At 66.5% G+C, this 16280-nt stretch carries 16 protein-coding genes; 9 read left to right on the forward strand and 7 right to left on the reverse strand.

Annotated elements, in window-relative coordinates:
• Nucleotides 1–146: 146 nt before the first annotated feature.
• Both LRX77_RS03150 and LRX77_RS03155 read left to right on the forward strand, forming a co-directional pair.
• The gene (locus LRX77_RS03150) at nucleotides 147–1541 is read left to right on the forward strand and encodes an Nramp family divalent metal transporter (protein ID WP_231831383.1); all 1395 of its coding nucleotides are present in this window, start codon (nucleotides 147–149) and stop codon (nucleotides 1539–1541) included.
• Between the two features lie 643 nt (nucleotides 1542–2184).
• Complete coding sequence (locus LRX77_RS03155) at nucleotides 2185–3036, forward strand: 4'-phosphopantetheinyl transferase family protein (protein WP_231831384.1); 852 nt, start codon at nucleotides 2185–2187, stop codon at nucleotides 3034–3036.
• 219 nt (nucleotides 3037–3255) lie between these two features.
• On the opposite strand, the gene LRX77_RS03160 is transcribed toward LRX77_RS03155, so the two are convergent.
• A complete protein-coding gene (locus tag LRX77_RS03160; protein WP_231831385.1) occupies nucleotides 3256–3768 on the reverse strand; it encodes a hypothetical protein in 513 nt (170 codons plus the stop codon).
• Nucleotides 3769–4019: 251 nt separating this feature from the next.
• Between LRX77_RS03160 and LRX77_RS03165 the strand changes: the two genes are divergently transcribed.
• A complete protein-coding gene (locus LRX77_RS03165; RefSeq protein WP_231831386.1) occupies nucleotides 4020–4838 on the forward strand; it encodes a ribonuclease H family protein in 819 nt (272 codons plus the stop codon).
• Between the two features lie 12 nt (nucleotides 4839–4850).
• Here the strand turns inward: LRX77_RS03165 and LRX77_RS03170 are convergent, their stop codons facing one another.
• Genes LRX77_RS03170 through LRX77_RS03195 form a run of 5 tightly spaced genes read right to left on the reverse strand, consistent with a single transcriptional unit; the run spans nucleotide 4851 to nucleotide 10402 of the window.
• Entirely contained in the window at nucleotides 4851–6149 is a 1299-nt protein-coding gene (locus LRX77_RS03170) for a prenyltransferase (RefSeq protein ID WP_269453602.1), read from the reverse strand.
• On the reverse strand, nucleotides 6146–6466 hold the full coding sequence (locus tag LRX77_RS03180; protein ID WP_231831387.1) for a lycopene cyclase domain-containing protein: 321 nt from the start codon (nucleotides 6464–6466) through the stop codon (nucleotides 6146–6148). The genes LRX77_RS03170 and LRX77_RS03180 overlap by 4 nt, the downstream gene beginning before the upstream one ends.
• Complete coding sequence (crtI, locus tag LRX77_RS03185) at nucleotides 6463–8124, reverse strand: phytoene desaturase family protein (RefSeq protein WP_231831388.1); 1662 nt, start codon at nucleotides 8122–8124, stop codon at nucleotides 6463–6465. The genes LRX77_RS03180 and crtI overlap by 4 nt, the downstream gene beginning before the upstream one ends.
• Nucleotides 8121–9152: a phytoene/squalene synthase family protein gene (locus tag LRX77_RS03190; RefSeq protein ID WP_231831389.1), complete on the reverse strand. Its 1032-nt coding sequence runs from the start codon at nucleotides 9150–9152 to the stop codon at nucleotides 8121–8123. The genes crtI and LRX77_RS03190 overlap by 4 nt, the downstream gene beginning before the upstream one ends.
• Entirely contained in the window at nucleotides 9149–10402 is a 1254-nt protein-coding gene (locus tag LRX77_RS03195) for a polyprenyl synthetase family protein (RefSeq protein ID WP_231831390.1), read from the reverse strand. The genes LRX77_RS03190 and LRX77_RS03195 overlap by 4 nt, the downstream gene beginning before the upstream one ends.
• Nucleotides 10403–10552: 150 nt before the next feature.
• On the opposite strand from LRX77_RS03195, the gene LRX77_RS03200 reads away from it, so the two are divergent.
• From LRX77_RS03200 to LRX77_RS03215, 4 genes are all read left to right on the forward strand, one after another.
• A complete protein-coding gene (locus LRX77_RS03200) occupies nucleotides 10553–11140 on the forward strand; it encodes a MarR family winged helix-turn-helix transcriptional regulator (RefSeq protein ID WP_231831391.1) in 588 nt (195 codons plus the stop codon).
• Nucleotides 11141–11185: 45 nt separating this feature from the next.
• A complete protein-coding gene (locus tag LRX77_RS03205; RefSeq protein ID WP_231831392.1) occupies nucleotides 11186–11845 on the forward strand; it encodes a mycothiol-dependent nitroreductase Rv2466c family protein in 660 nt (219 codons plus the stop codon).
• 95 nt (nucleotides 11846–11940) lie between these two features.
• Nucleotides 11941–12567 (forward strand): methylated-DNA--[protein]-cysteine S-methyltransferase, encoded by a 627-nt coding sequence (locus LRX77_RS03210; protein ID WP_231831393.1) that lies wholly within the window; start codon nucleotides 11941–11943, stop codon nucleotides 12565–12567.
• Between the two features lie 35 nt (nucleotides 12568–12602).
• Nucleotides 12603–13415, forward strand: coding sequence for an NAD(P)H-hydrate epimerase (locus LRX77_RS03215; RefSeq protein WP_231831394.1), 813 nt, complete (start codon nucleotides 12603–12605; stop codon nucleotides 13413–13415).
• 5 nt (nucleotides 13416–13420) lie between these two features.
• On the opposite strand, the gene pip is transcribed toward LRX77_RS03215, so the two are convergent.
• Nucleotides 13421–14470, reverse strand: a complete 1050-nt coding sequence (gene pip / locus LRX77_RS03220) for a prolyl aminopeptidase (protein WP_231831395.1) — start codon at nucleotides 14468–14470, stop codon at nucleotides 13421–13423.
• A 386-nt stretch (nucleotides 14471–14856) separates the two neighbouring features.
• On the opposite strand from pip, the gene LRX77_RS03225 reads away from it, so the two are divergent.
• Both LRX77_RS03225 and LRX77_RS03230 read left to right on the forward strand, forming a co-directional pair.
• Nucleotides 14857–15348: a GntR family transcriptional regulator gene (locus LRX77_RS03225; protein WP_231831396.1), complete on the forward strand. Its 492-nt coding sequence runs from the start codon at nucleotides 14857–14859 to the stop codon at nucleotides 15346–15348.
• Nucleotides 15345–16280, forward strand: coding sequence for an ABC transporter ATP-binding protein (locus LRX77_RS03230; protein ID WP_231831397.1), 936 nt, complete (start codon nucleotides 15345–15347; stop codon nucleotides 16278–16280). Before LRX77_RS03225 ends, LRX77_RS03230 begins: the two co-directional genes overlap by 4 nt.

The following is a 16280-nucleotide window of genomic DNA, read 5'->3' on the forward strand; positions in this document are numbered from 1 at the left end:
ATCCACCGTAACCCAAACTGTTCGGGTGGCCGAACTTTTCTCTTCAATGTGGTAAAACTAATTGCAGATGGACGTGCAAGGCTCGCCCACCATGCGCGAGCCTGCGGCTCGTGATCACCGGGAGTGCATGTAGAGGAGCACGCGAAATGTCCATCGAATCTGAGACGCGTCCGAAACGGGCAGACGGCTCGCGCAGCCGACTGATTCAGCCGGCGAACGGGCCGTCGCTGCAAGAGATCAACTCGACCGTGCGCACACCGCCCGCCCATGCCGGGTTCTGGCGAACGCTCGCCGCATACAGCGGCCCCGGTGCGCTCGTCGCGGTCGGATATATGGATCCCGGCAACTGGGTGACCTCGATCGGCGGCGGCTCGCAGTTCGGCTATCTGCTGCTCAGTGTGATCCTGATCTCGAGCCTCACCGCGATGCTGCTGCAGTACATGGCTGCGAAGCTGGGCATCGTCACAGGCATGGATCTCGCCCAGGCGACGCGGGCGCACACGGGGCGAAAGACGGGCTTCGTGCTCTGGATCGTGACCGAGCTAGCCATCATGGCCACCGACGTGGCCGAAGTGATCGGTGCGGCCATCGCTCTGCACCTGCTCTTCGGCATGCCTCTCGTGGTGGGCGTCATTCTCACAGTGCTCGACGTGTTTCTGCTGCTCCTGCTGCTGCAGATCGGCTTTCGCAAGATCGAGGCCATCGTCGTCACGCTCATCCTCACGATCATGGTCGTCTTCATCTACGAGGTCGTCATCGCCCAGCCTGATCTGCCGCAGGTGTTCGCCGGCTTCGTGCCGAAGGCCGACATCCTCAAACCTGAGCAGCTGACTCTCGCCCTTGGCATCGTCGGCGCCACCGTCATGCCGCACAACCTGTACCTGCACTCTGCCATCGTGCAGTCGCGCGACTACGCCCGCGAAGACGACGTCGAGAAAAGGCGTGCGGTGCGCTTCGCGACGTGGGATTCAAACATCCAGCTCTCGGCCGCGTTCATCATCAACTGTCTGCTGCTGCTGCTCGGTGCGGCTCTGTTCTTCGGCGTCGAGAGCGACTTGGGCACGTTCGGCGCGCTGTACGACGCGCTCAAGGATTCCAGCCTCGCGGGTGCCGTCGCCAGCCCTGTGCTCAGCACGCTCTTCGCCGTCGCCCTTCTCGCCTCGGGCCAGAACTCGACGATCACCGGCACGCTGACCGGTCAGGTCGTGATGGAGGGCTTCATCAAGATGCGGATGCCGCTGTGGGCCCGCCGCGTGATCACCCGAACGATCGCGGTGATTCCGGTGATCATCTGCACGGTGATGTACGGAGGCGACGAGCAGGCCCTCGACAACCTGCTGGTCAACTCTCAGGTGTTTCTCTGCATCGCACTGCCCGTGTCGATGGTGCCGCTGGTCTGGTTCACCTCGTCGAAGAAGATCATGGGCAGCTTCGCGAACCCGCGGTGGGCCGTGGTGCTCGGATGGCTCGCGACCGGCGTGCTGACCGTGCTGAACATCAAACTCATCTTCGAGACCGTCGGTGATATGTTCGGGGCGTGAGACCCTTGCGCCCCTGCGCCCCTGCACGGCAGAGCGTTGCCCCCCCTCTCTGCTGCTCTTCTTCTCCCCCCTCCCCGCCCCTCCCCCGCCAGTTGGTCGCACACGTCGCCTTGGCTGTGCAGCGGTTTTTGCGGTCGCTGTGCAGCGGTTTTTGCGGTGAATCAGCCGTGACACCACAGATTTCGCTGCACAGGTTCGAGAAGTGGGCGCTGAGAGATGAGACTGGAAGGGGCAGGTTCACGGCTCGATTGTGTGGTTCTGGCACGTCAAACACACATCGAACGGCCAGACTGGCACACCCGTGGCTTTCGTGCGCCGATGCAGTCAACCTGCTCCGGCAAGAATCGTCAGCGAAACACCGATCAAGGCGATTCTGCCCAGACAAGTAACGACAGCACTGCTGTGATGCTCAGGAAGACGGTGATCAGACTCAGACACGCACCGATGATGTTGCCCCGGGCTCGTGTTCATGTGAGGCCGCCTAACCAATGGTCGTTCCCCACGCACAACACCGCAGCCGCACCCCAAACGACGCAGGAATGGGCCGAAAGTGCGACGATTCCGCTGCTCGTGCGAAGATTTCGGGGGAGGCAGCATTGTCTTCGGATGCTGCGACGACACTCGAGTGAGGATGTTGCCGCTGATGACCACCACTCCGGCCGGTGTCCTGATCGATCTCATCACCGTCAGTGCTTCGTCGCGTCTGGAACACCGATCCCCCGCCTCCAAGCCCGACGGCTGGGCTCTGCTCGATGCAGACGAACAGCGTCGTGCCGCTCGCCTGCGACATCCCGCGCGCAAAGCCCTCTTCATCGCCGCACACACACGACTGCGTCAAGAGCTCGGCATGCGCCTGAACTGCCCGGCGGCTGAGGTGCCTCTCGCCCGGATGCCCTGCCCGCGTTGCGCCGACCCCGATCATGGCCGCCCTGTGTTCGCCGTGAGCAGCTCTTCTCCAGAGGTTCACACCGCGATACTCACCGAAAAACCGGTCAAGGCACCAGTCCGGTTCTCAGTCTCGTACACTGACGACCTGGCGTTGATCGCCATCAGTTCTCGCCCGGTTGGCGTCGACGTCGAGTGCACGTTCGACAGGCCGACTACCGACCGGCTGCGAGAGATGCTGCTGACAGATGCGCTGCCACGACCGCTCGGTCACGAGATCAGCGAGGCGCTGCAGAACTCCGCGGTGTCGCACCGAACTGCTGCCGCGACGTCTTCTGATGGTGCCGAGAATGAGCTGACTCGCACGTGGGTGCGTGCCGAGGCACGCCTCAAGGCCTTGGGGTGCGGCCTCTGCGACTCTCCCCTAGGTTCGGAAGAGCACCTTCTGAATCAGACATACATGCCTGCAGATACCTCGACGATTGGCCAAGTTCTCGTCATCACCGACGTGCCATTGCTGCATGTGGGGTTGCTGCCTGATGGCTCAACACGGCAGAAAGTCAAGACGCGGAACCGCCAGCTGATCGCACACCTCGCCTTGGCAATGTAGCGCTGCCTTTGGCATGTCGCGATTCTTCGCTACGTCGCTTTTGTTGGCAATGCAGCACAGCCTTGGTCAGACAGCGATTCTTGTGGTGAAACCGCCGAGACACCACAGTTTTCGCTGCACAGCTTCGGGAAGAGAAAGCTTCGATGCTGTCTGAGGCAGGCGTATCAGGGGTGTTCCGCGTGGGATGCGCTGCATCAGCGTGACGGAGACCAGAATGCATCATCGTGCCTGCTCCAGAATGGCCTGATCGTCATCTGCGTATCTGAGCGCGTCATCCTGGACAGTCGCACGGTCACCGTCTCTGGCTGCTCGCGCAACGTCAGAGAAGTGGTCGACGACGCCTCCTCCGTCAGCGCGGACGGTCGCCGGCCAGGATGCTGCCTCAGTCAGCATGTCGGCTGCTCGGGCCGCTGCAGGACGGTCGCTCCGGGTGTCAGCGTCCAGCCATTCACGCATCCAGGCGTACCGGGCCGCGTCCTCGAACGTCCAGATGACCGTGGTCTTCTGCACCAGCGCACCGTCTGCAGGTTTCAGGTATGCGGCTGTTGCTGCTGCGAATCGGGTGCTGTCGTACTGTGCGGGGAGGACGATGTAGGCCGGCCACTGTGCCACGGCATAGCTCTCATAGTCATGCGATCCAGTGTTGATGTATTCAGTGTCGTCTTCTTCGGTCGAGGCCGACGAGTTGCCGAAGATGCCCGTCTGCGCGAGGAAGCCAGCACCGACAGCCACCCCTGGAACACCCACGAGCAACGAGATCAGAAGGACAAGCACTGCCCCTCGATGTGGTCTGCGGCGTCGAATGCCGATTGGCCTTTTCTCCGCTCGTGCGATGCTCTGCTGCACAAGCAGTCTGCTGACGTCATCCGTGACGGTGACGTTCCGCGCCGGGGCCGCATCTGAGCAGAACTGCAGCAGAGAGCCGCGTCGTTCATGATCAGACGACGAAGTCTGCTGCCGCCGGCCAGTGGCAGAATAGTCGGATGACCATCATCGCCTCTGCAGACGGATCAGCTCTCGGCAACCCCGGCCCCGCCGGCTGGGCCTGGTATGTCGACGACGACCACTGGGCGGCCGGCGGCTGGGATCACAGCACGAACAACCGCGGCGAGCTGCAGGCCGTGCTCGAGCTGCTGCAGGCGACGGCCGACCGCGACGAGCCGCTGCGCATCCTCTGCGACAGCAAGTATGTGATCAACTCCGTCACCAAGTGGATGCCCGGCTGGAAGCGCAAGGGGTGGAAGAAGTCTGACGGCAAGCCGGTGCTCAACCGCGATCAGCTCGAGCTGATCGATGCGGCCCTGCAGGGTCGCGACGTGCGCTTCGAGTGGATCAAGGGGCACGCCGGGCATCACATGAACGAGGCCGCCGACGAACGCGCGCACGGTGCCGCCCTCGCCATCCAGGCGGGTCGTGCGGTGGATGCCGGGCCCGGTTTCGCCGCATCGGCTGCGACCCCGTCGATCACCGACGCCTCGTCAGAGGCCACATCGTCGAGCTCGACTGCCCCTGACGCACTCACCGCCGAACGGCTGCTCGCCGACGCCCGAGGCTCTCGTGACCTCGCCACCGGTCGCGACCTGCTCGACGAGGGGTGCCGCATCATCGGCTCACGCGCTCTGCTGCCGGCCGCCGGCGATCAGCTCAGGTCGGCAGCGGCATCCGCCGTCACCGACGACGTTGCCATCGTGACATACGAGACTCGGTCACCGACGGTGGCCGCCCACTCGTCAGTCTGGGTTCGTCGCAACGGACGCTGGCTGCTGCGCCTGCACCAGGTCTCACCCGGCGGTCTGGCCTGAGTCGGCCGCTGCTCACCGTGTGAGCGACGCCCACCAGATCAGCAGCATCGTGACGCAGAATCCGCAGGCGTAGTTGATCGCCAGAAAACGCCGCCAGCCGGCGTTGGCCTGTGCAGAGTGCTCATCGCTGATCGACCGGAACGGCCATGCCGCGGCGATGTACGGCACGACCAGCAGCGCACCGAGCGGCCCCGGCCACGGTGTGACGAGCGTCAGCGCGCCAGCCGCCGCCCAGAGCCAGAGCGCCAGCCGCACCGTTCGCGCCGCTCCCAGCACTGTCGCGATCGACGAGATGCCGCCCTCGCGATCAGGCATGACATCCTGCACCGCGCCGAACGCATGACTGGCCATGCCCCAGAGCCCGAAGGCGACCAACAGCGCGACCAGCGGCCAGGTGAGACCGACGTCGGCGACGGCCAGACCGAACACGGCCGGGGTGACGAAGTGCAGGCTCGAGGTGACCGAGTCGACGACGGGCCGCTCTTTGAACCGCAGCCCCGGCACCGAGTAGGCGACCACCAGAAACAGGCTCGCCGCGAGAACGATCGCGCTGGCCGCGAACGTGCCGAGGTGCCAGGCTGCGAACAGCACGAGCAGCACGAACGGCGCGGCCGAGATCGCACCGCTGATCATGACCGCGCGGTGCAGTCGGGGTTCGAGCAGGGCGCCCTCCGCCCCGCCCTTGCGGGCGTTTCGCAGATCGCTCTCGTAGTCGAACACGTCGTTGATGCCGTACATGAGCAGGTTGTACGGCACCAGAAAGAGCAGCGTGCCCGCCACCAGCGCCAGGGTCTGCCAGGAGCCCGCGGCCAGCACGGCGCTCTGACGGGCTCCGTCGCCGGCGCCGAGTGAGAATGCCGCGGCGAACGGAAACGCCGTGTTGATCCAGCTCACCGGCCGTGATGAGAGCAGCACCGTGCGCGCGGTGCGCTCATGGTCTCGCATGAGGTGCCACAGTGCTGGCAGCAGTATCAGGGCGGCGAGGGGGTAGGCGAAGTCTTCGATCGGGGCCCGGCCGATCTGCCAACCGGTGCGGCCCTGGTCGGGGTAGGAGAACAGCCCCGCGGCGATCATCACGTTGTCGAAGACCGCGGTGAGCACGGCGAGGCCAGTCAGCGCGATCGCGAATGCTGCGAGCGCACGGGTGATGCGTGGTGCTGCCGACAACGGCCTGGTGTGCGGAGGAGTGTGACGCGGATGCGGCGCAGCGCGCCGACCGTCTCTGCGGCGCAGCACCCCGCACAGCACCGCCGCTGCAGCTGCAGCGGCCGCGACAGCGAGCATGATGAGGTTGAGCTGAGGATAGGTCATCGCTGCCGCCGTTCGAGCAGCCGCGCAGCTGCACACCACAGCAGCATCGCGCACCAGCAGAGCAGCAGCAGGAACACCGGCTCTTCAACCGGCAGCTCCGGCGCCAGCAGCACCCCGAGCTGCCACGGCCCGTCGGCCTGCCGAAAGTGACCGTGAGCGATGCCGAGCAGATCCCAGATCAGAAAGAACGCCACGCCGCCGACGAGCACCAGCGCCGCAGTGACGGGTGCACGCCAGACGAAGAGTCGCCATCGCCGGTCGAGCAGGGCGACGCCGATGAGTGAGAGCAGCAGCAGAATCAGATACGCGGCACTCATCGGTCACCCCCTGCCGTGGCCTTCTGAGCGCCTTCGGTCAGCGGCCCCAGTGAGGTGTCGCCGCGCACACGCTTGAGCATGATCTCGGCGCTGATCAGACACATCGGCAGGCCGACCCCGGGGATGCTCGACGTGCCTGCGTAGTACAGCCCCGCCACCTTGCGCGAGGCGTTTCGGGCACGCAGCAGCGCGCTCTGGCGCAGGGTGTGGGCGGGCCCCAGTGCGCCTCCCTGCCAGGCGTTGAGGTCTCTCGCGAAGTCTGCAGGCGCGACGGTGCGACGCACCACGATGCGCTCGGCGAGGTCGGGGATGTCTGCCCACTCAGAGATCTGTGCGATCGCCCGGTCGACGGCAGCCTCGACGGCCGGGGCTCCTGCGCCGTCGACGCCCCCGGCACCGATCCGGGTGTCTGCCGCGACGGGAATCAGCACGAACAGGTTCTCGCAGCCATTCGGTGCGACGGATGCGTCAGTGGCGCTCGGTCGGCACACGTAACAGGATGCGGGGTCGGGAACGCCGCAGCGATCGGCGAAGATGGTGTCGAAATTGGTCTTCCAGTCTGCGGTGAAGAACAGCGAATGATGCTCGAGCTGCGGCAGCCCGCCGCGCACCCCGAGCATCGCCAGCACCGCGCCCGGGCCAGGGTCGCGACGCTGCCACCACGACGACGGGTAGGTGCGCAGATGCGAGGGCAGCAGCTCGGTCTCGGTGTGGTGCAGGTCTGCCGCCGACACCACGATCTCGGCGAGGTGTCGGCGGCGACGACCGGTATGGTCCACCGTGGTCACGCCCGTCGCCTGAGCGCGCCGCCGCCGCGCGAAGCCGCTGCCCTGCCGGCGCCCACCCCGCGTGTCGATCGAGATCGCCCGCCGATCAGTGACGATGGTCACTCCCGCCTCACGGGCGACGCGCTCGATGGCCGCGATCACAGCCGTGAAGCCTCCCTGCGGATAGCGCACGCCGTCGTCGAGATCGAGATGGCTCATCAGATGGTAGAGCGCCGGGGTGCGCTCGGGCGACGTGCCGAGAAAGACCGCCGGGTAGCCGAGCACTTGGCGCAGCCTGCGGTCGGCGAACCGCGCCCCCACGAAGGCCTCCAACGTCTGCGTCATCAACCCCGGAAGACGCCGGATGTCGCGCAGCACCCCCGGCCGCAGCAGCGGTGTCAGTCGCTGCCACGACGTGTAGAGAAAGTGCTTCTTGGCACTGCGGTAGGTCATCGCCGACGAGTCCAGATATCTGCCGAGCGCCTCTCCCGCGCCGGTTTCGACGGCTTCGAATGCGGCCTGGTTCGCGCTGCGCGAGCGAGCGATGTCGAGCCGCGAGGCGGCCTGACCCGGCGTCGACGGCTCGAAGAACACTCGATATCCGGGATCGAGCGTCGTCAGATCGAGCTGTTCCGCAGCACTTGTGCCGAACAGCGTGAAGAAGTGGTCGAACACCTCGGGCATCAGGTACCAGCTCGGCCCGGTGTCGAAGCGAAACCCCTCGTGCTGCCAGGTTCCCGCGCGGCCGCCGATCGCATCCTGCCCCTCGAGCAGCGTGACGGTGTGCCCGTCACGCGCCAGCAGCGCAGCCGACGCCAGACCCGCGATGCCGCCGCCGATCACCACCGCACGCTGCCCGCGGTTCTGCGCTGATCGCTGATGCCGTCTCATCCTCTGCTACCGTCGAGCGACTGCGATGCCGTCGAGCGGTCCACCGCGCGGCCGTGCCGTCGGACGATGCGCTCATGCACCATGCACCGCGCCACGATCTGCGCCTTGCGCCACCCGGGCACCCGCGTGCGTCTGGTCACGAGCCCGTCGACCGACGTCTGCCGAAGGCGCCGGGAGAGCTCGGAGAACAGCGCATGCGCGCTGGCGACGGCCAGTCTGCTGCTGGCCGGCAGCTCGGCAATCGCCTCACCGGCCTGGGCGAGCTCAGCGTCGATATCGTCGAGAATGCCATCTCGGGCGGGCTCGGTCAGCCGGATGCTGCGATGCGGGCGCGCTGCAGCATCCGTCGTCTGCAGGGTCGTCTGCACGGACGTCTGCGCAGCGGGCGGCTCATCTTCGAGCCGCCCCGGCTGCCGGTCTTCGGCGACCGCGACGACCCCGGGAAAGTAGTTTCGACCACGCACGAGCACATCGTCGCCCAGGTCACGCAGGAAGTTCACCTTCTGAAAGGCGGAGCCCAGAGCACGTGCCCCCTCGCGCAGCCGTGCGCAGGCGACCGGATCCTCGACGAAGCAGGCCAGACACATGAGCCCGACGACCTCGGCAGACCCGTGAATGTATGCCGGCATCTCTGCCGCCGTGAACGGTGCAGGGTCGAGGTCACGCCGCATCGATGCGAAGAACGGCGCGATCAGCTCGGTGTCGATGCCTCGGCGGCGTGCCACGCTGGCGAAGGCGTGCACGATGGGATTCGTGCTGTGGCCGTCACGGATCGCCTCATAGACTTCGTCTTCGAGCGCGGCGAGGGCTTTGCCCTGCTGTACTGCAGACATCCCGGCCTGCCCTGCTGCGCCGTCGACCGTTTCGTCGGCGATGCGCACCAGTGCGTAGAGAGCCCTGATCTCGGGCCGCAGCGCAGGTGCGAGCAGTCGACAGGCGAGCCCGAACGACGTCGAGTACCGCTCGACCACGAGTGCAGCGGCTTGCATGGCCGTGCGCTGGTATCGCTGTGCGTCGGTCTCTCTCATCGCTGCCTCCCCGCTATCGCGTCGAGGTGGGTCTGCATGCAGTCTCTGAGGCGCTCCGACAGCGACTCGTCTTCGAGCAGCCTGCGGCTGACGTGCAGATGGTCCCTGGCTCGCAGCTCGACCGCCTCACGGGCACCGCAGGCGTTCAGCAGATCGCGCGCTCGGCACGCCCGTGCGTCATCGAGGGTGGGGTCACCGATCATGGTCTCGAGTTCTGCCCACACCGCCGTGTGCTGCGCGACGGCGATGAGCGCGGTGCGGGTACCGCGCTGCAGGTCGACCTTGGTGCTCTTTCCGGTGATCTCAGCGTTGCCGAAGACGCCGATGAGATCGTCGGTGAGCTGAAAGGCGATGCCTGCGTGTCGAGCCATATCGCTGAGATGCGCGATCTGCCGCGCATCGGCGCCAGCGAGCATCGCGCCGATGCGCACGGGAGCCACGAAGCTGTATCGCGCCGTCTTGAGCTCCAGGGTCTGCTCGATCTGAGACAGCGCATCGTCGGCCAGGGGTGGCACGGATGCGACCTGAGCCGGCGCAGTCGACCTCGACGACGGGGCTGTGTTCTGCTGCACCGTGCAGCGTGTCTTCTTGCCGTGTGAAGGGCGGACCTCGGGTGGCAGCAGACGGACCGTCGACTGCGTCTCCTCTGACCTGAGCGACTGTGTGACGTCGGCCAGCTCACCGGCGGCAGAGAGGTGAATCGTCTCGTCGAACTCGTCGAGAAGCCGCTCTCGCAGCCGATCTTCGACTCGCACACCTGCCAGGCGGCGAATGGCTGAGCTGAGCAGCAGATCCCCTCCGAGCGCTCCTGCCGCGAGCCCCCAGCTGCTGCCCGCTCCTGCCGCATGGGCGTTTCCCCGTGCCGAGAACTCGGCGATGGCGTTGGGACGGCCGCGTCGCAGCAGATCGCCGTCGATGAGATCGTCGTGCAGCAGAAAGGCTGCGTGCAGCATCTCAAGGGCTGCTGCTGCCTCGATGCAGGCCTCGCGGTGCTGCTCGGGGCCGCCCAAGGCCGTGAAGGTATCGATGAGCAGCGCCGGCCGAACGCGTTTGCCTCCCCCGATGCCGGTTCGCAGCGCCTGCCACAGCTGTACGAAACGATCGTCGACCTGTGCCGCCTTCCGCAGACTCTCGTCCATCAGCTGCTGCAGCCGTTCGTCGACGTCGGCCAAGGTGATCGACGTCACCTGTGCGTGCGTCGTCTCGGCGACATGACGGTTGGCTGTGGTCGATGCCGGGCGCGCGGACATGTGGTCTCCTTCAACAGCCGGCGATGACGGCTGACGTACAACGCAACTATATCTAACTTAGTAAGATTTCCAACTCGAAGCCCGTTCGCCCAGTAGGCTCGGAGCAGGGCGGCGCGACTTGGCGCGCATCGCTGCACGGAGGAGAACACGATGTCTGAGAGAACTGGGGAGACCACAGGCGCACCATCCCCACAGCCCATCGCGGGAACCGATCGCCGCCCGAACTCGTACTGGTATGACGAGCGCACCGAGAACGGCGCCCGTCAGGTGCTCGAAGCGGTTCGTCGTCTGCGACGCGCCGACCAGGCAATGCGTCACAGATCCGAGCGGTACATGAGGCTCAATGCGACCGACATGGAAGCGCTGCGACTCATCGTGGCGCGCGAGCGCTGCGGTGTGGCGACGACTCCTGGCGACGTCACCGCTCATCTCGACGTCACCAGTGCAGCGACGACGAAGCTGCTCGGACGCCTCGAGGCCGCAGGGTTCGTGACGCGATCGAGGAACCCCCTCGACGGACGCGGCCAGCTGCTGCAGTCGACTGAAGCCGCGCACCGGGAGGTGCGCCGCTCGCTGGGCGACATGCACGCCCGCATGATCGGCTTGGCCGCTGCTCTCGACGACGACCAGCAGCGAGCCGTCATCGGCTTTCTCGACGCCCTCGTCGAGCTCTTCGACGGCGGCAAGCACGTTGATGGCCCCAACGAGGCAGTCGACCACGACGCGACCGCACGGTAACGCACGCCGGTCGCACATGACCGACGTGAATTCGAGAGGAACCCCATGGCACTCCCCGCACAGACCACTCAGACCGCACCGACCACGACATCGAGCGCGACGGCGCAGGCGGACGCACCCGTCGAGTTCTTCTTCGACCCGATCTGCCCCTGGGCATGGATGACCTCTCGCTGGCTCACCGAGGTGCAGCGGCTGCGAGACCTCGAGGTGACCTGGCGGGTGATGAGCCTCGCGCTGCTGCCGGCGAACGCCACGCCCGCCCCGGAACATGCCGACGGCATTCGACGGTCGAAGGAGTACTGCCCGCTGGTCGCACTGGTCGGCGAGCGCGCCGGCAGCGCTGCGGTCAAGGCGCTGTATGACGAGATGGGCCGGCGCATCCATCTGGATGCCCGCACCGACGTCGAGGCTGTGGCTCGTGAGAGCCTGGCGGCGACCGGACTCGACGCGGCACTCTTCGACGAGCGGCACGCGGGGGATGCTCCTCTGGCTGCGAACCAGCGGGATGTCGCCGAGCGTGTGGGCACCGACGTCGGCACACCGGTGCTGACCGTCAACGGGCACTCGTTCTTCGGGCCGGTGGTGTCGCCTGCTCCGACCGGGGATGCTGCCTTGCGGCTGTACGACGGGCTCTCCCTGACGACCAGCGTCGACGGGTTCTTCGAGCTGAAGCGCTCGCGCGACGTCGGGCCGATTCTGCGGTGATGCCGATTCTGCACAGCTGGCCCGCGGCTCTGGACTTGTGCACAGACGACATGAGGGGACTGTCAAGGCGGCTGCCGGTGCGGCAGACTCAATGCATGAATCCGATGACAGAGACCCCGGCACCGACGCCTGACACCGCGAGCCACAGCGAGCATCCACGTGGTGCGCCTCGTGCCAGCACCCTGCACCGCAACGAGCTGACGTCATCAGTCGTGTCGACGCCGATCGGCCCGCTGCTGGTGGCGACGACCGAACGCGGCGTGGTGCGCGTCGCATTCGCCGCTGAGAGCATCGATTCCGTGCTCACCGACTTGGTCGACCGGCTTCGTCCGGACCGACTGATCGCCGACGAGGGAATCGGGAATGAATCGGTGCGTCACCTGGCTGCGGCCGAAGCACAGCTGCGGGAGTATTTCACGGGGCGGCTGCAGACGTTCACCGTGCCGATCGACGATGCGCTGTCATCGGGGTTCTACCTCGAAGTGCGGCAGGCGCTGCGCCAGGTGCCGTTTGGCACCACCACGACGTACACCGCCCTGGCCGAACGACTTGGGCGGCCCAAGGCGGTGCGCGCCGTCGGCACGGGCTGCTCGGGCAACCCCGTGCCCGTGATCGTGCCGTGCCACCGCGTGACGAGGGCCGACGGCAGTCTGGGCGGTTATCGAGGCGGCGCGCCGGCCAAGGCGATTCTGCAGGCCCTCGAAGCCGACGCGCTTCGCTGAACAGCACTGAGATCGCAGCCGTCATACTAGAGAGCATGAGGGGATACACCGCCGAACAGATCCGTGCTGCCGAGAAGCCGCTGCTCGAAGCCGGGCTGCCACTGATGCAGCGGGCAGCGACCGCACTCGCTCAAGAGGTTCGTGGCCTGCTTGACGATCACAGTATCGTGATCTCCGATGCGCATGTGCTGGTGCTCGTCGGGGCGGGAGACAACGGCGGCGACGCGCTCTTCGCGGCCGGTCGACTCGCTGATGCGGGTGCCGATGTGCGCATCGTGCCGACGGCTGACAGAGTGCACGATTCCGGTCTGTCCGCTGCCGAAGATGCCGGTGCGCGGCTGGCCGTTCCCGTCGGATCCCCCCAAGAGGCCTGTGTCGAAGCCGCTCGCACCGCGGCAGAGACGAGCGACGTGGTCATCGACGGGATTCTCGGCACCGGCACGAGACCGGGCCCCGGAGCGGCTCTGCGCGGCACGGCTCGGGCCGTGGTCGAGGCGGTGAACGAGGTGGTCGGCGAACGCAGCGATTTTCCGGTGCAGAGTCTCGACACCGCATCGCTCACGACGACGGCATCGACCTCGGCCCAGGCATCACGAGACGCGTCAGGCGATCGAGCCCATGGCATCCGCCCGATGGTCGTGGCCGTCGACATTCCCAGCGGGATCGACCCCGACACCGGCGAGGTGCCCGACCCGACTGTGCTGCACGCCGACCTGACCGTCACCTTCGGCGCGGCGAAGGCGGGGCTGCTGCAGCGCCCGGCCAAGGGGTATGCAGGTGAACTCAGCGTCATCGACATCGGCCTGCTCGGCGAATTGGTCGGCGTCGCACCTGCCTACGAAGACTGAATCGGTCACCGCAGCGCGCGAAACGCATCGGTGGCCTCGATCAGCCCGGCCGCGATTCCGGCTTCGTTCGATCCGTGGCCGGCGTTCGGCACAAAGGTGAGCTGTGACTGCGGCCAGGCACGATGCAGCTCCCAGGCACTGCGCGGCGGGCACACCACATCGTAGCGGCCCTGCACGATCACGCCGGGAATCCCGCCCAGGCGATCAGCCTCATCGATCAGCTGGTTCTCACGCATGAACCCGGCGTTCGCGAAGAAGTGGTTCTCGATGCGCGCGAACGCGAGCGCGAACCGGCGATGCTCGGCCAGCTGCTGCGAGGCTTGCACAGGCTCGTCGGGAATGAGCAGGTGACTGGTCCTCGCCTCCCACGCCGACCAGGCGAGCGCCGCGCGAAGGGCCACCTCCGGATCGGAGCCATTGAGCAGCCGGTGGAACGTCTCGATGTGGTCGCCGGCGAGTTCATCCGGCGCATGCTCGCGCAGCACTGATTCGTAGGCGTCGAAGAGGTCGGGGAACAGATTCTGCGCGCCTCCGCGGTTGTAGTACCAGTCGAGTTCCCAGCGCCGCAGCAGGAAGATGCCGCGCAGCACGAGTCCGATCACGTGCTCGGGGTGGGCTTCGGCATACGCCAGCGACAGCGTCGAGCCCCATGACCCGCCGAAGACGAGCCACCGCTCGACGCCGAGGCGTTCGCGGATGCACTCCATGTCAGCGACCAGCCGGGCGGTGTCGATGACGCTGAGGTCGGCGCCGTCAGCCGCATGCGGGGTGCTGCGCCCGCATCCACGCTGATCGAAGAGGATGATGCGGTACACGGCTGGATCGAAGAACCGCCTCTGCCACGGGCTCGTGCCGCCGCCGGGGCCGCCGTGCACGAACACGACCGGTGTTCCGTGCGGGTTGCCCGACTGCTCGACGTACAGGCGCTGTCCCTCCCCCACATCGAGATGCTCGGTCTGGTATGGCTCCAGCGCCGGGTACAGAATCTCGTCAAGGCTGCGCGTCTCGATCGCCGGTGAGTGGGCTGCAACGGATGCAGTGGTGGTGTCAGGCATGCTGCCAGACTAGCGCTCGCTCACCTGCATCAGCTGACTCGGCGAGCCACCCTGCGCAGATCACCGCGCCTCCGCACGAATATGCGCAGAACCTGCGTGGATCTGCGGAGATTCGGCGCGCACTGCGGAATTTCGGGAGCCCAGGGATCGGGCTCGGCATCCACCGCGGCAATCTGCGCATGCCAGCCCGGCCGGACTGGGACTGGAATGGGCGCACGTGGTCGGCATCTGACGTGGGGTGACCGGTCAGGTTATTTGGTTCATCACTTGACTAACGAACCAAAGTGCACGACACTGGACAGACAACGCAATCAGCCAGCACAACGCTCCACCACCTCGAGAAACACCAGAACCATCCGAGCCGAACAGCAGAGAGCAGGTGATCCGTGGCATTCGACAACGACCGGCCGATCTTCATCCAGCTCGCTGATCAGATCGCCGACGACATCGCCAACGGCGCCTACGCCGAAGGCACGGCGGTCCCGTCGACCAACGAGCTGTCGGCGTTCCACCGCATCAACCCGGCGACGGCAGGCAGGGCGCTGAACCTGCTCGTCGATCGGCAGCTGCTCGAGAAGCACCGGGGGCGCGGCATGTTCGTCGTCGCCGGAGCCCGAGCACAGCTGCTCTCCGAACGACGCAGCCGATTCGCAGAGCAGTTCGTCGCACCGATGCTGCGCGAGGCCCAGCGCCTCGGACTCACTCGCGACGAGGTGCGCGGCACCATCACCCAGATGAGCCAAGTCACACAGACCGTCGACACCAGCCACGCCACCCGCACCAACCCAACCAACCCGCCCGGCCAAACCGCCCAACCCACCCAAGCCGCTCAGTCAGCACACCCCGACCAGCTCGACCTCGACAGGAGGACCCGATGAAATCCCCCATCATCTCAGTGGCCGGCGTCACCCGCCGGTACGGCGACGTCGCCGCACTCGACGACGTGTCGTTCAGCATCGATCAGCCCAGCATCATCGGGCTCCTCGGTCGCAACGGCGCCGGCAAGACCACCCTGATGGCGCTGCTCACCGGGCAGGATCGCCCGACGGCGGGCAGCATCCACATCACGGGCAGCGGCCCGTTCGAGTCGGCGCGCGTGCAGGACGATATCAGCTTCATCCGCGACAACCAGCGCTACCCCGACGACTACCAGCTGAAGCATGCGCTGCGCATCGCGCCGCTGTTCCACCCGGCGTGGGATGCCGAACTGGCGGCACGCCTCGCCGACGCGTTCCGGCTGCCTGCTAAGACCAAGGTCAAGAAGTTCAGCCGCGGCCAGCTCTCGGCCCTGGGCGTCGCCATCAGTTTGGCGTCGCGGGCGCCGATCACGTTTCTCGACGAGCCGTACCTCGGCCTCGACGCGACAGCTCGGCAGCACTTCTATGACGTGCTCATCGAGGACTACTCGGCACACCCGCGCACGATCATCGCCTCGACGCACCTGATCGACGAGATGGCGCCACTGTTCGACCATGTGCTGGTGCTCGACCGTGGGCGGCTCGTGCTCGACCGCAGCGCCGACGACCTCGCCGGGTACGCATTCACGCTCAGCGGCGTCACCTCACGCGTCACCGCATATATCAAGGGCCACGAGGTTCTGCATTCGCACGAGATCGGCGCGCTGAGCACGGTGACCGTGCGTGGGCAGGCCGGCCGCGAGCTGGTCGCCGCGGCGGCCGCAGACGGTGTGGATGTTCGACCCGCGTCGCTGCAGCAGATCGTGAGCGCGCTCGGCGCAGGTTCGCTCACAGACGCGCGCGCCGCCCGCCCGAACACAGACCTCGGTGCCTCGCGCACCACGACCGTCTAA

The organism is Pseudoclavibacter sp. 13-3, from assembly GCF_021168475.1.
Classification (GTDB): domain Bacteria; phylum Actinomycetota; class Actinomycetes; order Actinomycetales; family Microbacteriaceae; genus Pseudoclavibacter_A.

What these genes read in the sequence shown, in the direction of transcription:
- LRX77_RS03205 (WP_231831392.1), top strand. Translation starts at nt 11,186, where the DNA reads ATGGCACTCCCCGCACAGACCACTCAGACCGCACCGACCACGACATCG.
- LRX77_RS03170 (WP_269453602.1), bottom strand. Translation starts at nt 6,149, where the DNA reads ATGACCTATCCTCAGCTCAACCTCATCATGCTCGCTGTCGCGGCCGCT.
- LRX77_RS03155 (WP_231831384.1), top strand. Translation starts at nt 2,185, where the DNA reads ATGACCACCACTCCGGCCGGTGTCCTGATCGATCTCATCACCGTCAGT.
- LRX77_RS03150 (WP_231831383.1), top strand. Translation starts at nt 147, where the DNA reads ATGTCCATCGAATCTGAGACGCGTCCGAAACGGGCAGACGGCTCGCGC.
- LRX77_RS03230 (WP_231831397.1), top strand. Translation starts at nt 15,345, where the DNA reads ATGAAATCCCCCATCATCTCAGTGGCCGGCGTCACCCGCCGGTACGGC.
- LRX77_RS03200 (WP_231831391.1), top strand. Translation starts at nt 10,553, where the DNA reads ATGTCTGAGAGAACTGGGGAGACCACAGGCGCACCATCCCCACAGCCC.
- LRX77_RS03215 (WP_231831394.1), top strand. Translation starts at nt 12,603, where the DNA reads ATGAGGGGATACACCGCCGAACAGATCCGTGCTGCCGAGAAGCCGCTG.
- LRX77_RS03180 (WP_231831387.1), bottom strand. Translation starts at nt 6,466, where the DNA reads ATGAGTGCCGCGTATCTGATTCTGCTGCTGCTCTCACTCATCGGCGTC.
- LRX77_RS03165 (WP_231831386.1), top strand. Translation starts at nt 4,020, where the DNA reads ATGACCATCATCGCCTCTGCAGACGGATCAGCTCTCGGCAACCCCGGC.
- LRX77_RS03190 (WP_231831389.1), bottom strand. Translation starts at nt 9,152, where the DNA reads ATGAGAGAGACCGACGCACAGCGATACCAGCGCACGGCCATGCAAGCC.
- LRX77_RS03210 (WP_231831393.1), top strand. Translation starts at nt 11,941, where the DNA reads ATGAATCCGATGACAGAGACCCCGGCACCGACGCCTGACACCGCGAGC.
- crtI (WP_231831388.1), bottom strand. Translation starts at nt 8,124, where the DNA reads ATGAGACGGCATCAGCGATCAGCGCAGAACCGCGGGCAGCGTGCGGTG.
- LRX77_RS03195 (WP_231831390.1), bottom strand. Translation starts at nt 10,402, where the DNA reads ATGTCCGCGCGCCCGGCATCGACCACAGCCAACCGTCATGTCGCCGAG.
- pip (WP_231831395.1), bottom strand. Translation starts at nt 14,470, where the DNA reads ATGCCTGACACCACCACTGCATCCGTTGCAGCCCACTCACCGGCGATC.